Source organism: Amorphus sp. MBR-141 (genome assembly GCF_053628695.1).
On sequence record NZ_JBRJGW010000027.1, the window covers coordinates 1 to 12,571 of the forward strand.

At 65.0% G+C, this 12,571-nt stretch carries 11 protein-coding genes and 2 pseudogenes; 2 read left to right on the forward strand and 11 right to left on the reverse strand.

The genetic code is table 11. The features are described from left to right. Nucleotides 1-94: 94 nt before the first annotated feature. The 4 genes and pseudogenes from ACSSVZ_RS24435 to ACSSVZ_RS24450 form a co-directional block, all read right to left on the reverse strand. A pseudogene (locus ACSSVZ_RS24435) lies at nt 95-2,914 on the reverse strand (strawberry notch-like NTP hydrolase domain-containing protein); the annotation flags it as partial. 130 nt (nt 2,915-3,044) lie between these two features. Continuing rightward, nucleotides 3,045-3,689 carry an antitoxin of toxin-antitoxin stability system gene (locus tag ACSSVZ_RS24440; protein ID WP_394031049.1) on the reverse strand — a complete coding sequence of 215 codons (645 nt, stop codon included), beginning with the start codon at nt 3,687-3,689 and terminating at the stop codon, nt 3,045-3,047. Next, entirely contained in the window at nt 3,673-4,101 is a 429-nt protein-coding gene (locus tag ACSSVZ_RS24445; protein WP_394031051.1) for a hypothetical protein, read from the reverse strand. The genes ACSSVZ_RS24440 and ACSSVZ_RS24445 overlap by 17 nt, the downstream gene beginning before the upstream one ends. Before the next feature lie 115 nt (nt 4,102-4,216). Further along, a complete protein-coding gene (locus tag ACSSVZ_RS24450) occupies nt 4,217-6,331 on the reverse strand; it encodes a ParB/RepB/Spo0J family partition protein (RefSeq protein WP_394031053.1) in 2,115 nt (704 codons plus the stop codon). A gap of 350 nt (nt 6,332-6,681) precedes the next feature. Here ACSSVZ_RS24450 and ACSSVZ_RS24455 point away from each other — a divergent pair, with 350 nt between their 5' ends. Further along, nucleotides 6,682-6,972: a hypothetical protein gene (locus ACSSVZ_RS24455; protein ID WP_394031055.1), complete on the forward strand. Its 291-nt coding sequence runs from the start codon at nt 6,682-6,684 to the stop codon at nt 6,970-6,972. A 50-nt stretch (nt 6,973-7,022) separates the two neighbouring features. Here the strand turns inward: ACSSVZ_RS24455 and ACSSVZ_RS24460 are convergent. The 4 genes and pseudogenes from ACSSVZ_RS24460 to ACSSVZ_RS24475 all read right to left on the reverse strand — a co-directional run. Then, nucleotides 7,023-7,253 (reverse strand): annotated as a pseudogene (locus ACSSVZ_RS24460) (zincin-like metallopeptidase domain-containing protein); the annotation flags it as partial. 75 nt (nt 7,254-7,328) lie between these two features. Then, the gene (locus ACSSVZ_RS24465; protein ID WP_453973415.1) at nt 7,329-7,778 is read right to left on the reverse strand and encodes a DUF411 domain-containing protein; all 450 of its coding nucleotides are present in this window, start codon (nt 7,776-7,778) and stop codon (nt 7,329-7,331) included. A gap of 44 nt (nt 7,779-7,822) precedes the next feature. Continuing rightward, nucleotides 7,823-8,341 (reverse strand): signal peptidase II, encoded by a 519-nt coding sequence (gene lspA, locus ACSSVZ_RS24470; protein ID WP_394031059.1) that lies wholly within the window; start codon nt 8,339-8,341, stop codon nt 7,823-7,825. Beyond that, nucleotides 8,338-10,770, reverse strand: a complete 2,433-nt coding sequence (locus tag ACSSVZ_RS24475; protein WP_394031061.1) for a heavy metal translocating P-type ATPase — start codon at nt 10,768-10,770, stop codon at nt 8,338-8,340. Before ACSSVZ_RS24475 ends, lspA begins: the two co-directional genes overlap by 4 nt. Nucleotides 10,771-10,855: 85 nt before the next feature. Between ACSSVZ_RS24475 and ACSSVZ_RS24480 the strand changes: the two genes are divergently transcribed. After that, a complete protein-coding gene (locus tag ACSSVZ_RS24480) occupies nt 10,856-11,266 on the forward strand; it encodes a MerR family transcriptional regulator (protein ID WP_394031063.1) in 411 nt (136 codons plus the stop codon). Between the two features lie 11 nt (nt 11,267-11,277). Here the strand turns inward: ACSSVZ_RS24480 and ACSSVZ_RS24485 are convergent, their stop codons facing one another. From ACSSVZ_RS24485 to ACSSVZ_RS24495, 3 genes are read right to left on the reverse strand one after another with little or no spacing between them, the layout of a single operon-like run. Continuing rightward, nucleotides 11,278-11,664, reverse strand: a complete 387-nt coding sequence (locus ACSSVZ_RS24485; RefSeq protein ID WP_394031065.1) for a DUF302 domain-containing protein — start codon at nt 11,662-11,664, stop codon at nt 11,278-11,280. A gap of 4 nt (nt 11,665-11,668) precedes the next feature. Beyond that, nucleotides 11,669-11,983, reverse strand: coding sequence for an SHOCT domain-containing protein (locus ACSSVZ_RS24490; RefSeq protein ID WP_020083909.1), 315 nt, complete (start codon nt 11,981-11,983; stop codon nt 11,669-11,671). Nucleotides 11,984-11,991: 8 nt separating this feature from the next. Next, the gene (locus ACSSVZ_RS24495; RefSeq protein WP_394031067.1) at nt 11,992-12,555 is read right to left on the reverse strand and encodes a Spy/CpxP family protein refolding chaperone; all 564 of its coding nucleotides are present in this window, start codon (nt 12,553-12,555) and stop codon (nt 11,992-11,994) included. Nucleotides 12,556-12,571 lie beyond the last annotated feature (16 nt).

The window sequence follows — 12,571 nt, forward strand, 5'->3', positions numbered from 1 at the left end:
GTTCAGGGGAATAGCGCTTCTTCGGCATTCTCAGCTCCAATGTTGGAGCCGAAATCTAACTCACAACAGTGGCCACTTGCCGGGGAGCAGGCCACAGGATGCGGCGCGAGCGGCCGGTGACTTCCGCCACCGTGTCGGTGCCGAAATACTGAACGACCTGATCAAGCGCGCCGGGAACGGGCGGCAGGGAGGCGAGCTTCTCGATCAGGCGGTCGCGGCGGGCGGCGGCCTCGCGGCTTTCGACCGGCTGGCCGTCACGGAAAACCGGCCGGGACGAGAGGTTGCCCTCGCTGTCGGTGAAGGGTTCATAGAGCTGCACCGGGAAGCTGTGCTGCAGGTACGAAAGAACATATTCGCGCGGCGTGATGTCGACCCGGACGTCGTTCCATTCCTCGGTCGGGATTTCCGCCAACCTGCGCTCCATCAACGCCTCGCCGGTCGAAACGATCTGGATGACCGCGGCGTGACCCTGCTCGAGATCGCGCTCGATCGAGCGGATCAGCGTCGGCGTTTTCATCGAGGTCAGGAGATGACCGAAGAAGCGCTGCTTGGTGGATTCGAAGGCAGAACGCGCGGCTGACTTCGCCTGCCGGTTCAGCGTGCCATGCTCGCCGGTGATGTTGGCGGCCTGCATCGCCGCGTCGAGATTGTTATGGATGACGGCGAAAGCCCCGGCATAGGCGTCGTAGATGCGGGTCTGCTCCTCCGTGAGTTGGTGCTCGACCAGCTCATATTCGACGCCGTCATAGGAGAGCGAGCGCGCCATGTAGAGGCCGAGCGCCTTGAGGTCGCGTGCCAGGACTTCCATCGCCGCGACGCCGCCGGCCTCGATCGCCTCGACGAACTCGGCCCGCGTCACGAAGGGGAAATCCTCGCCGCCCCAGAGGCCGAGCCGCTGCCCATAGGCGAGATTGTGGACGGTGGTTGCGCCCGTGGCGGACACGTAGACGACACGGGCATTGGGCAGTGCGTGCTGGAGGCGGAGGCCCGCGCGTCCCTGCTGCGAGGCGGCCTGCTCGCCGCGGTCACCCTTGCTGCCAGCGGCATTCTGCATGGCGTGGCTTTCGTCGAAAATGATCACTCCGTCGAAGTCGGAGCCCAACCATTCGACGATCTGTTTGACGCGCGAAAGCTTCTCGCCACGCTCGTCGGAGCGCAGCGTGGAATAGGTGGTGAACAGGACGCCTTGCGTGAGCGTGATGGGCTTGCCCTGCGGGAAGCGGGAAAGCGGCGTCACGAACAGCCGCTCCATGCCGAGCGCCGACCAGTCGCGCCGGGCGTCCTCGATGAGATCGGCCTTGGAGATCCAGACCGCCTTGCGACGCCCTTGCATCCAGTTGTCGAGGATGATGCCGGCCGACTGACGGCCCTTGCCGGCGCCGGTCCCGTCGCCGAGCATGAAGCCGCGCCGGAAACGCACGGCATTGGGCGCATCGTCGCGCGCAGCCGAAACGATGTCGAAGGTCTCGTCCACGGTCCAGGACCCGGCGAGGAATTCGCCATGGGCATCGCCGGCATAGATCACCGTCTCGAGCTGGGCATCCGACAGCAGGCCATCGGTGACGATGCTGGCAGGCAGGCGCGGCCGATAGCTCGGCTTCGGCGGCGCGACCGATGCCATGGCCGCCGATTGCACCAGCTTGGTGGGATGAGCCTGCGCGCCGGGAATGCGGATCGACTGAAGAGCGTATTCCTCATAGATCGCGTCCGTCAGTCGGGTGTTCTCAGGCGGCGTCAAGTCCACCGTCTCATAGTCAATGTCGACCCCGTCGGGCTCGGTGAGGCTGGCCGGAACGGGAGTGGATGGCCGTGAGGTATATCCCCGAACGATGCGCGCAGCGACGGCACACGCGGCGGCGGGAATGGCGGAAACGCGAGCCGAGGCCGCGACCGGCAGACGCGCCGGAACATGGGCGTCGATCCAGCCGAGCAGCGTGGCGACGTCGGGCGCGACGCCTGGCGGGACCGGGAACACCGCCGGATCATCGGCGGGCAGCTTGTCGATGACGGTCAGCCGCGTATCGATGGTGGTGCCGTGCCTGGCATAGACCGAGCCGTCGATGGCGGCGGTGAACACCACGCGCCCGCGCGCCTGCAAGCGGGTGAATGCCGCCGCCCATGCCGGATTGTCGGGAGAAAAGTTCGCGCCGGTGATCGCCACCAACCGCCCGCCGTCAGCCAGGCGCGACAGTGCCGAGGCGACATGGCGATAGGCGGCGTCGGCCATCCGACCCTGCACATTCGCCATGACGGAGAATGGCGGGTTCATCAGCACGACGGACGGCACAACGACCGCATCCAGATGATCATCGATCTGCGCGGCGTCAAAACGGGTGACGGGAATGGCCGGAAAGAGGTGGTAGAGAAGAGCGGCGCGGGTCTCGGCCAGTTCGTTCAAGACCAGCGATCCGCCTGCGATCTCGGCCAGGATGGCGAGCAGGCCGGTGCCGGAAGAGGGCTCCAGCACACGGTCGGCGGAGGAAATCGCCGCGGCGGTTGCGGCCGCGAGGCCAAGCGGGATCGGGGTCGAAAATTGTTGGAAGGTCTCGCTCTCGGCCGAACGGCGCGTGTGGGTGGGAAGAAGGCCGGCGACCTTCGCCAGCATCGGCAGCATGGCCGCCGGAGAGCCGGCTTTGCGGAAAAGCGCCTTTCCGTATTTGCGCAGGAACAGCACGGTCGCCGCCTCGCAGGCGTCATAGGCGGTCTTCCAGTCCCAGGCGCCGGCCGCATCGGAGGCGCCGAAGGCCGTTTCCATGGCGGCGCGCAGGACGCCCGCATCGATGCGCTGGCCGCGTTCGAGATGGGGGAGGAGAAGCCCCGCCGCGTCGACGATGCGAGCGGCCGGATCGGCGGCGGGAACGAGCGGGAGGGACGTGGCCGCGCGGGCGGCCGCGGAAGCGGAGACAGTGGTCATGGAGGGAACCTCGAGGAGAGCGGAACGGGACGAGCCGGCTGGCGCTCTCTCTCGACCGCACCGGCTCAAACCCGTCCCGGCCGACCTCTCTCTCTAACGGACCGACATCGTGACGATGGTGCCCAGACGCTCAGCCGAAGCGGCGCCCGGAATTGGTAAAGGTGTATGCGTTGGCAGTGATTGCCTCGTCGACCTCGGCGTCCGAGGTCTGATACTCATATTCCCGCTCGAGCTGGCGGTAGAGCCAGCGGGCGAGATCGCGCAGCGCTTCCGTCACGGCTTCCTCTGCATCGGCGGTCATGTCCTGATAGGTCGGACTATCGCGCTCGACCGAGATCGCCATGCAATACTCATGGGTATAGCGGCCGCGATGGCTGGCATCGGCTTGAAGCTGATAGAAGTTCCGCTTCTGGATCGCCTGCAAGGCGTCCGCGATCCGGTGAAGCTCGCCATCTTGCGGCGCGTACGCCCTGATCTTGTGAGGGGCGCCGTTCGCATGGCAATAAAAGGCCTCGAAGCAGGCGCCATCGCCCTGCGACCAGAAACCACGGAAATAGACGCATGGCTTCTGCCGCGTACCGCCGCCATGGAGGCGCACGGCGCGGGTCTTGAGCCGCACCCCGAGAATGGCGCAGATCGCCTCGAAATCGTCGCAGACGAATTCGTACCAACCATCGGTGTCCATGCTTTCGCGGAACCAGGCGCGCGCCTTCTGCTGCGCCTCCACGGACAGCTCGCCGAGCTGATAGACGGTGGTTTCAACGATCCTCGGCATCGTCCGACCCTCCCGTCGCGAGCATGTCGGCGAGCCATCCGTGCGTGCCGATCCAGGCGACGGATTGACCGGTGCCGAGATCGAGCACATGCGCGCCGCCGCCGAAGGCATCGATGCGTGGACGCGAGCAGGTGTTGGCGTACTGGAAACCCCAACGGCCGGTGAGACCAAAGGTCTTTGCGCAGTGCAGCACGAAGTCGATGACGCGCTGTGGATCACCGGTCACGTCATCGCGGATCCAGAGCTGCGTGCCGCCATGCTCGGGCTGGATCGAAAGCACGAAGCCGTCGGACGGCGGGTCTTCCGCCGCGCCGTCTTCGGACAGCCTGTTATAGAGGTCGAGCGCGCGGGCGGTGTTCTGCGGCGTGCCGACATCGAGCAGGCATGAGAAATGGGTGAAATAGTCGGCCATGCGAGGCTCCTGAAACGAGAGGAGCCCGGCTGTTCCCTGTTGAGGGGGGCCGGGCTCGGATAAGCGGATGGGGTGAAGGGATGCGAGGCGGCCGGGGCCGCCCCGCGGGGTTCGGCTATTCCGCAGCGATCATGCGGGCCGGGTCATCCTCGCCGTCATCGCCGGCGAGGAAGTCGGGCAGCGCCTCGGTTTCTCCCTCGGCCGTCGCCACGTCAGGAGCCGGCTCGTCCTCGGCAAGGCGCAGTGGTTCGGGCAGCCAGCCGGTGTCGGCGAGCAGGCGCTCGGCTTCCTTCGCCATATCGCCCTTCTTCAGATGATCGATGAGTTGGGCGGCCTGTTCCCCCCGGGCTTCGCGCACGGCTTCCAGGATGCGAGCCTTGGTGACACGGCCGAGATAGTTCTCGACGGTCGGCTTCCAGCCAGCCTCCACCATGTCGAGCCCGCAGGCACGGGCCAGACGGTCAGCCTGGCCGAGGCGGCGTTCGAGCCCATGCTGCGAGAGGCCGGAGCCGCCATAGCGGTCGACCTTCTCGTAGAGGGCGTTGACGCCGTAGCTGACGCAATGGGCGAGCATCGCCATGCGGCTGGCGTCATCGAGCGCGTCGAGCCAGTCCCACAGGGCCTGATCGTCCTGCGGGATGTCGGTCTTCCACGCCTCCTGCCGCTCGTTCACCGACTTCGCGGACGGGCTGTCCTTAAGGTCGGTGGACTGAGCAGGGAAGAAGACATGGTGGACCGAGGCCTCCAGGCACCCGCCAGCGCTCGACATGCGCTGGAGGGCATCGGTGACGAGCTTGTGCAGGAGCGCCGTCATGGCGACGTGGGGATTGTTGGCCATGGCGTCGCGCAGCGCCAGGGTGCGGTGCGCGGTCAGTTCCATCACCAGGCGATCGGGCAGCGGCTTGATGACGTCGTCCTCGTCCTCCTCCGGCTCGACGGGCTGGCCGCCGATGGTGATGACGGCGCGCTGGACGGAAGGCGCCGCGGGATCGTCCGCGTCGGTCGGAGCGTCTTCGCCGTCCTCACCCTCGATGGCAACCGGCGCCTCGTCCTCGGGGCGGACATAGCCGCGATCGACGAGGAGCGAGCCGTCCGCATCGATGCTGACGAAGACGCCCGCGCGAACGATATCGGCCGGATCATAATGGACCGGTCGGCTCTCGAAACTAGCGAGCGACGTCTCGATCTCGCCGAGCCGCTCGTCCACCTCGTCGGGCAGCTCGTCCGCGCCTTCATATTCGGCCTCGAGCTTCGCATATTCGGCGTTCAGGGCGTCGATCGTCGCCTGCTCATCGGCAGTGAGGTCGATCGGCGTGCTTGCGAGTTCGCGCAGGCCGCGGGCGTTGTCGTAGGGAAAGCTGACGGCAACCTCGATCCACTTCCAGCCTTCATTGGCGATCTCGTCGGCCATGACCTTCAGCTTCTCGGCGGCCAACCGGTCGAGCATCGCTGCATCCTGCAGCCAGCCGCCATCGTCGGACTGGAACAGGTCGCGCAGGACGATGCCGCCCGCCGCCTCATAGGCGTCGATTCCGATGAACACGGCGCGCTTGTCGGAGGCGCGCACCGTCGATTCCGTCAGCATGCGGCGGATCTGATAGGGTTCCTTCGACCAGCTGTTGCGGATTGCGTCCCAGACCTGTTCCTGGCGGGCATGGTCGGAGGAGACGGTGAAGGCCATCAACTGCTCGAGCGACATGCCGTCCTCGGCATAGGTTTCGAGCAGCGTTGGCGAAACGGACGCGAGCCGCAGCCGCTGCTTGACGACGTTGACCGGCACGAAGAAGGCCGCCGCGATCTCCTCCTCGGACTGGCCCTTCTCGCGAAGGGTCTGGAAGGCGCGAAACTGGTCGAGCGGATGGAGCGGGGCGCGCTGGCAATTTTCGGCGAGCGAGTCGTCCTCGGCGAGGATGCCGGTCGCGGGATCGCGCACGACGCAGGGGACGGGCGCGGCCTTTGCCAGACGCTTCTGCTTCACGAGCCGTTCGAGCGCGCGGTAGCGGCGGCCGCCGGCCGGGATCTCGAACATGCCGGTTTCCTTGCCTTCGGCGTCGAGCACGGGGCGGACATTGAGGCCCTGAAGCAGGCCGCGCCGGGCGATGTCCTCGGCCAGCTCCTCGATCGAGACGCCGGCCTTCACGCGCCGGACGTTCGACTGGCTCAGCACCAGCTTATTGAAGGGGATGTCGCGCGAGGACGACAGGGTGATCTTCTGAACGGCAGTAGCCATTGGGATAGTCTCCACGACGGGCGGCCGAAAGCCTCTCTCCCGGCCTCCAACCCGTCACGAAAATCCCCTCGGCCCTCTTCCTCTCGGCTCGCGGCGAAAGCGAAGGCCGAGGAGGCGGAGAAGCTAGGGTCGGCGGCCGGCGCGCAGCAGACGCCGGCGTCCGGTCAGCCCCCGGAACGGGGAGGTCCCGTCACGGCGGCCAGGACATCGTCCAGCAATCCTTCGGCTGCCTGCAACGCCCGTTCGGGCGATATCGGCGCCGGGTTGTGTCTCGCCAGTTCTCGGACGCGATGGCAGCGATAATAGGGCGACAAAACCCGCGTCAGCATTCGCACGTCCGGATGACGCCGATGAAATCCGAGCCGCTCCGCGGCGGCGAGCGCTTTGACCAGATCGTGCCGGACCTCGCGCCTGCATTGGTCATCGTTCCACCCCCGGAAATGCAGATAGGATTTCAGCGACAGTTCGACGGCGCATCCGATGAGATGAAAGAGGATTTCGCGAGAGTGAGGATCGTCGGAGCCTTGGAGGTGTTGGACCCCGGCGAGGAACTCAACCGCATTGTCGAAGAGATACCTGCCTCGCCAGCGCCTCAAGGAGCCGCGCGCCCGTGCGGACGCATGACCGGCCTCATGGGATGACGGGGGTTCCTGCCGGAAGCATCGCCGGCCTGCTGGAGACGGCGCGCGCATCAGGCCGCCTCCCGCTCGTCGGCGTCGGCGGAGACCGGAGCAAGCCGTTCGTCTTCGGATAGGAAGCTGAGCAGGAAATCGGCAGCCTTGCTGGCCTGCGACGCTGCGCGGACGATGGCGCGATTGTCCTCGCGCAGAATCTCGGCCCAGGATCCGATGTAATCGGCGTGCCGCACGGTCGGCACGATGCCGAGCGCAGCACAGCAGAATGCCGCTGAAATCTCTGCGACTTATCCTGACAGTCTGAAATCGCGTCAGACGGTGAATAGTGAAAAGTGGTCCTGCTGCAAAACGACTACGCAAAGCTATTCGTAGCGTGCAAATACCTCCGTCTTGCCACCCCGCTTGAGCAGCAGCACCTCATAGGCCTCGCGACGATCGCCGGACTCCATCCCGGGTGATCCTATCGGCATACCTGGGACGACGAGCCCGATCGCTTCGGGGCGCTCTGTTAGCAGCTTCTGGATTTCACGCGCGGGCACATGGCCCTCGACGACATAGCCGCCGATGCGCGCCGTGTGGCAGGCGGCCAACGTGGCTGGTACCCCGGCATCCAGCTTGGCACGCATCAGTTGGCCCATTGCCAGGTCTTTAACCGTCACCTCGAAACCAGCAGCGCGCAGATGTCGAGCCCAGGCATGACAGCATGAGCAGCCCGATGTGGTCATCATCTCGACCGAAGCCGCCATTGCCGCTGCCGGAAGAAGGATCACGAGAAACGACAGCAACGGTGCGATGCGCCTTCCTTTAGTCATGGCAACGTGAGCGCTCGTCCGGCGGACCGCTGTTGTCGCTCTTATCATCGCGTTTGATCCTGACTGGGTTGGGCGAAACGATCGCCGATGAGACTGGCAGCAAGAAGTACGAGCACGCCGCTCGCAATCGCCACATCGGCCAGATTGAACGTTGGCCAGTGCCAGCCGAAGGCGTGGAAATCGAGAAAATCGGTAACAAGGCCGTCACCGCCACGGTCGATGACATTGCCGACGGCGCCGCCAGCAATCAGCGCAAAGCTGAGACGCTCAATCCAGACCCGCGATCGCAATCCGAGCCACACGACGAGAAGGGTCGCCAGCAGCGCGAATCCGATCAGCAGCATTCGCGAAAGGTCGCTCTCTGTGGGAAAGAGGCCAAAGCTGATGCCAGGGTTATAGCCGAGGCGCAGGTTGAAGAAGGGTGTCACCTCAATGGTGCGCCGGGCCGGCGTGAGCCAAGCGATCATCTCCGACTTCGACCACAGATCCAACATCGCGACTGTCATAACGACTAGTCCGAAGGCGACCGGCGATGACTGCAGGAGCTTTGTCGAGCTCTTCATGCGCTGGCCTCCACCGGGCGGAGGTTTTTGCTGCGGTCTCGGGTGGTGCGATCCTGCTCGCGGCCTGTGAAGCGCAGCAACCGTAGGGCATTGAGCGTGACAAGGATGGTCGCGCCCGTATCCGCCATGATGGCGAGCCACAAACCCGTCGCGCCAGTGATCGTCGTCACGAGAAAGATTGCCTTAAGCCCTAGAGCAATGACGACGTTCTGAGCGATGTTGCGCCGGGTGCCTTGGGACAGCTCGATCATGTCGGCCACGCCGCCGACGCGCTCGTGCAGCAGCGCCGCGTCAGCCGTCTCGAGCGCCACGTCAGTGCCGCCGCCCATGGCGATGCCGACGTCGGCTGCGGCCAGAGCCGGCGCGTCGTTGATACCGTCACCGACCATGACCACGGTGCCTTGGCTCTTGAGCCGCGCGATCTCCTTCAGCTTGTCGTCTGGCAACAATTCGGCTCGGGCTTCCAAGCCTAGTGCCTTGCCGACGGCTGCTGCGGTTCTTCGGTTGTCACCGGACAGCATGATCGGCGTGACGCCGAGCTGCCGCACACGAGCGATGGCTCTCGCTGCATCAGGCCGAGGCTCGTCACGCACGGCTATGAAACCAATCGGCGCTTTGTCCTTGGCGACAATCACGACGGTCTTGCCGCTCTCCTCGAGCGCCGAGATGGTCGGATGCGTGTCTGGTACGTAGCCGAGACCAGCCGCGTGACGCGGGGACAGTATCTCGATGCGTGCCCCATCGACCAGGCCCTCGACGGATTTACCGGGAAGCGCACGCTGGTCTGTGGCGACGGGTATTTTGGTTCGTGCGTCGCTCGCGCGATCGGTAATCGCGCGAGCGATCGGATGACTTGAGCCCCGCTCGATGGCGGCGGCAAGAGCCAACAGTGTGTCGGCCGTGCCGTCGATGGGCACGATATCCGTCACGACCGGCTTACCAACCGTAAGCGTGCCGGTCTTATCGAAGGCGACCGTGCGAGCGCTACCGATGGCTTCCAGTGCCGCGCCGCCCTTGATCAGCAGACCGGAGCGCGCACCGGCTGCAAGCGCCGACGCAATGGCGGCCGGTGTCGAGAGCACGAGCGCGCACGGGCAGGCGACCAGCAGAAGACCCAAGCCGCGATAGAACCATGTGCTCCAGTCGGCGCCAAATGCCATCGGTGGCAGGACCATGGTCAGCGCTGCGACCAGGATGGCGGTGGGCGTGTAATACCTACTGAAGCGGTCAATCAGTCGGGCTGTCGGGGCCTTGGTCGCCTGCGCCTCCTCGACCATGTGGATGATGCGGTTGATCGTATTGTCGTCGACCCGTCGGGTGACCTGAATCTTGAGAGCGCCCGTTGTATTGACGCTGCCGGCAACGACACTGCTGCCGGGCGTCTTCGGCACCGGGATCGATTCACCCGTCACAGCCGCCTCGTCGAGATCGGACGAGCCGCCGATGATGGTGCCGTCGACGGGCACACGGTCGCCGGGACGCACAAGCACGACCTGACCAATGCTCAGCGAGTCGATCTCGACAGCCCGCGTCACATCGCCCTCGACCAGCAATGCGGTGCGCGGGATGAGTTTGCCGAGCGCCCGGATGCCATCGCGCGCGCGGCGGGCGGCAAGGCCTTCCAGCAGCTCGCCCAGAAGGAACAGAACGTTGACCAGGGCGGCTTCAGAACTCGCGCCCATGACGACCGCGCCCGCGGTAGCGAGCGAGACCAGCATCTCGATGCTGAACGGCGTGCCCGCACGTGCGCTGGCGACGGCGCGGCGGCCGAAATAAGCGAGGCCGATGAGCGCCGTTGGCAGGAATGCAAGCTGCTCGCTTGCAACTCCGCTCAGCCACGCAACGAGGCCAGCCGCCGCCGACGCAAGGAGCAATCCCATGAGCCGAGCCTTCGGCGTGCTCCACCATGTCTGCTGATCCTCGTCAGCTGCCGGCGCTGCTCCCGCACGCGATTCGGCCTGCTCAGGACCGTCGAGGGACTCGATGTGTTGGGTGCGATAGCCGAGCTTCGTCACCGCCTGGATGACCGTATCCGGGGGTGTCGTGGCCGCATCGAGGCGAACACTCAGGATCTGTGTCGCGAAATTGACGGCGATGTCAGATGTGCCCGGTAACTGCCGCACAGCCGTCTCGATCTTGGCCGCGCAGGAAGGACAGTCCATGCCGTCCACACGGAACTTCTCGTCGACGCGAGATATCGGCCGAGGCGTTATCGGCTCGACCCCATAGCCGAGCTTGCGGACGGCGTCCCCGATGGCGTCCGGACGCGCCCCGTCAGCCGAAGCGCGGAACGTCAGAACCTGCGTCACGAAGTTGACAGTGACGTCCGACACATCCTCGAAACGACCGACGGCGGTCTCGACTTTGGCGGCGCAGGACGGACAGTCCATTCCGCTTACTTGGAAGCGATGCTCTTGGACTGCTGGCATGGGTTGCTCCGGAGGATCTTGGCTTGTCATTCAAGGCCATGTTACAATCTATAGCCACTATAGGTTCAAGAGGATTCTCGTATAGATGAATGGCCAAGAACTGAGCATAGGCGGACTTGCCGAGCAGACAGGCACCAACGTGCAGACGATCCGCTATTATGAGCAGATCGGCTTGATGCCGCGACCGTCGCGCACTGAGGGCAACCAGAGGCGCTACAGCGCCGACCACGTGCGCCGGCTGGCGTTCATCCGCAATGCCCGCGATCTCGGGTTCACGATCGAGACCATCGTCACGCTTCTCGATCTCGCATCGAAGCCGGACCGGCCTTGCAGCGAGGTGATTGATATCGCGGAAGCCAACCTGGAAGTCGTCAGGGAGCGGCTCGCGCGGCTGCGTGCCCTCGAGCGGGCACTGAAGGATTTGGTCACCTCGTGCCATGGCGGCCGGATGAAGGACTGCCGGATCATGGAGGCACTGAGCGATCCTCGCCGGTGATGGAGACGGCGTCAGAGACTGGCGAGGACTGCCTGCAACTTGGTTCGAACCGTGTGCGCGAGCTCAGTCAACTCCGGTTTGCCAACCCGCTCCATCGATGCGGCCGGATCAATGGCGGCGACCTCGACACTACCGCCGCCGAGATCCTGCACGATGACGTTGCAGGGCAGCATGGTGCCGATCTTGTCCTCGGCCTGCAGGGCGCGGTGCGCGAGCGGGGGGTTGCAGGCACCGAGAATGCGATAAGGGCGCCAGTCCACTCCGATTTTCTGCTTGAGCGTGGCGCGCACATCGATGTCGGTGAGGACGCCGAATCCCTCCTCCTTGAGCGCTGCCGTCACCTTGTCGATGGCGGCATCGAACGGCGCTTGTATGGTCTTGGCGAGATAAAAGCTCATGACGTCACCTTCCGAGAATGTCCTGCCTGCGCCGCTGATATTCTTCGCGATCGATCTCGCCCTTGGCATAGCGCTCGTCGAGCAGATCGAGGGCGCGGCTGCCGCCAAAGTGGCGCGGCTCATCTGGCCAAAGCTTGCGAACGAGGAAGATGACCCCGGCTACGATGAGGCCGAGAAACAGCAGCGGCATCAGCATGTGCCAAGGCCCCCACCACCACATCCATTCATGCATTGGCCAGCCTTGAGGATTGGTCTGCGCCCAGCCCGGCACTGCGAGTACCGGGACAAGCGCCAAAGCCAGGGTGAAGCTGCGGAGCATCGTGGTCCTCACATCATGCAGCATCCCATGCCGAGCAGCTGATCTGCCTTCGTCTTCTGATCCGGGCTTAGCACGGCATAGAGCGCTTCGGTCGCCGGTCTCAGGGCTTTGAGGGCCTCAACCATGCTCTCCATCGCCTTGGTATGAGCGTCGAGCCGAGCAACCGCGGTGCCCGATTGCCACGCCTGCATCATGCCCTGGTGCGTGCCCTGCATGGCCGACTGGCGCGCCTTGGCTGCCGTGACGTAGCCGTTCCAGGCCGCCGTCTGCGCCTCGGTGATGCCGAGCTCAGCCTTGAGATAGGCGAGACGGCCCTCGATCGCCGGGCCGGTCATCATCATGCCAGGACTCATGCCGCCCATGGGCATCTGGCCCATCGTCATGCCTTGGCCACCCATCATGGGGCACCCCATCATGCCGCCGCCCATGGGCATGCCCGGACCCATCATGTGTTGGCCGCCCATCATGCCCGGCCCATGCTGCATCTGCTGAGCCTGTGCACTGATGGCCACGGCAAGGAGCGCGGCGGAAACAAGGATGCTCCCAAGGAGCGATTTATGTGTGTTGCGCATGGTCAACCTCCAGACA

Bases quoted from the DNA above. Each gene is read 5' to 3' on its own strand.
- ACSSVZ_RS24440 (WP_394031049.1), bottom strand. From the start codon at position 3,689: ATGCCGAGGATCGTTGAAACCACCGTCTATCAGCTCGGCGAGCTGTCC.
- ACSSVZ_RS24445 (WP_394031051.1), bottom strand. From the start codon at position 4,101: ATGGCCGACTATTTCACCCATTTCTCATGCCTGCTCGATGTCGGCACG.
- ACSSVZ_RS24450 (WP_394031053.1), bottom strand. From the start codon at position 6,331: ATGGCTACTGCCGTTCAGAAGATCACCCTGTCGTCCTCGCGCGACATC.
- ACSSVZ_RS24455 (WP_394031055.1), top strand. From the start codon at position 6,682: ATGAAATCCGAGCCGCTCCGCGGCGGCGAGCGCTTTGACCAGATCGTG.
- ACSSVZ_RS24465 (WP_453973415.1), bottom strand. From the start codon at position 7,778: ATGACTAAAGGAAGGCGCATCGCACCGTTGCTGTCGTTTCTCGTGATC.
- lspA (WP_394031059.1), bottom strand. From the start codon at position 8,341: ATGAAGAGCTCGACAAAGCTCCTGCAGTCATCGCCGGTCGCCTTCGGA.
- ACSSVZ_RS24475 (WP_394031061.1), bottom strand. From the start codon at position 10,770: ATGCCAGCAGTCCAAGAGCATCGCTTCCAAGTAAGCGGAATGGACTGT.
- ACSSVZ_RS24480 (WP_394031063.1), top strand. From the start codon at position 10,856: ATGAATGGCCAAGAACTGAGCATAGGCGGACTTGCCGAGCAGACAGGC.
- ACSSVZ_RS24485 (WP_394031065.1), bottom strand. From the start codon at position 11,664: ATGAGCTTTTATCTCGCCAAGACCATACAAGCGCCGTTCGATGCCGCC.
- ACSSVZ_RS24490 (WP_020083909.1), bottom strand. From the start codon at position 11,983: ATGCTCCGCAGCTTCACCCTGGCTTTGGCGCTTGTCCCGGTACTCGCA.
- ACSSVZ_RS24495 (WP_394031067.1), bottom strand. From the start codon at position 12,555: ATGCGCAACACACATAAATCGCTCCTTGGGAGCATCCTTGTTTCCGCC.